At 41.4% G+C, this 1,419-nt stretch carries 2 protein-coding genes; one reads left to right on the top strand and one right to left on the bottom strand.

The window, feature by feature from the left end:
* Positions 1–466: NUDIX domain-containing protein (locus tag AC1DRQ_RS31540; protein ID WP_477430095.1), on the bottom strand; the 466-nt coding region annotated here is incomplete at its 3' end.
* Positions 467–526: 60 nt separating this feature from the next.
* Between AC1DRQ_RS31540 and AC1DRQ_RS31535 the strand changes: the two genes are divergently transcribed.
* Positions 527–1,279, top strand: a complete 753-nt coding sequence (locus tag AC1DRQ_RS31535; RefSeq protein ID WP_477430093.1) for a DeoR/GlpR family DNA-binding transcription regulator — start codon at positions 527–529, stop codon at positions 1,277–1,279.
* Positions 1,280–1,419 lie beyond the last annotated feature (140 nt).

Genomic DNA, 1,419 nt, shown 5'->3' with positions numbered 1-1,419 from the left:
CTTCTATATTTTCGTTCTCTTCCTCAAGGCCGCCACCATCGCCAACTTTCATGTCATTGGTGTATTCGGCTATAAAAAAATGTAGTATTTCTGTTACTGATCCCGGCGACATATAGGCTTCAAATACCTTTTTTACATTAGTGATCTGATAACCTGTTTCTTCCTCCGTTTCCCTTCTGATACAATCTTCCGCATTATTCTTATCAAGCAGTCCGGCACARCATTCAATAAGCAATCCGCTTTCATTACCGTTAATATAAGTTGGCATCCTGAATTGCCTGGTCAGTATCACGGTTTTATTATCGGCGTTGTATAGCAGTATAGTGGCACCATTACCCCTGTCATACGCTTCGCGACTGAGCTGCAGCACCGAGCCATCCTGTTTTGTGGCCTCAAAAGTTATTTTGTTTAAGGTGTACCAGTTGTCTGATAACACTTCTTTTTTTAATATTTTTATTTCGTTCATGTATGAATTGATCAAATATGATTGTTTATGATTATTTTTGAACAAATTAACGCTATTGTAATGAATTTTCAAAAAAGAAAACAAAAAATACTTGATAAATTAAATAGCACCGGTGAGGTTGATATTAAAGATCTGGCCGCGGAGTTAAATATCTCGGAGATCACCGCCCGGCGCGATCTGAACCAACTGGCAAACGATGGACTGCTTTATCGTACGCACGGCGGCGCCATGAAGGTTGATCCTTTAGCCAAACCGCACGATTTTGTAAATAAGGCGGCCCAAAACTCAGCCGTAAAAGATGATATCTGCCGCAAGGCCGCAGAACATATTAACGATGGGGATATCATTTTTATGGATTGCGGCAGTACGGTTTTTCGTTTGTGCCAGTTTATAAAAAACAAAAAAATAAAGGTGATAACCAATTCGCTACCTGTTATTTATGAATTGCAGAATTGCGCGGTATCCTTAAATATAATTGGCGGGGAGTTTAACAGTGAACGGCAGGCCGTGCACGGTAAAATTGCAAATGAACATATAGCCAGGTACCGCGCAGGCAAAGCTTTTTTAGGGGTAGACGGCATTTCGGCGAACGGCTTATTTGCCAACAGTGAACTGGAGGCCGATATTACATTGGCCTACATCAACCAAAGCGCCTACACCTATGTGTTATGCGATGCCGGTAAGATAGGGAAGGAGACCTATTTGAAATTTGCAGATATAGATCAGGTAGAGGCTATTATTACTAATGCCGGGGATGAAAAACTTGAATGTTTTAAAGATACGGCACTGACTATTTTAAAGACCCTGCAATAGCCAAGTATAATGTGCTCCGGTAGGAGCTACCCGTTTGTAGCATTTGAAATGTCAATTATTTTGTGCCTCGTAGAGGCTACCCTTTCACATCAATTCTCACCTGCTAACCCGGGTAGCACCTACGGTGCAAACCACTACTT

Source organism: Mucilaginibacter sp. P4_E8 (assembly GCF_056401495.1).
This window is presented reverse-complemented; position numbering and strand designations above follow the sequence as displayed.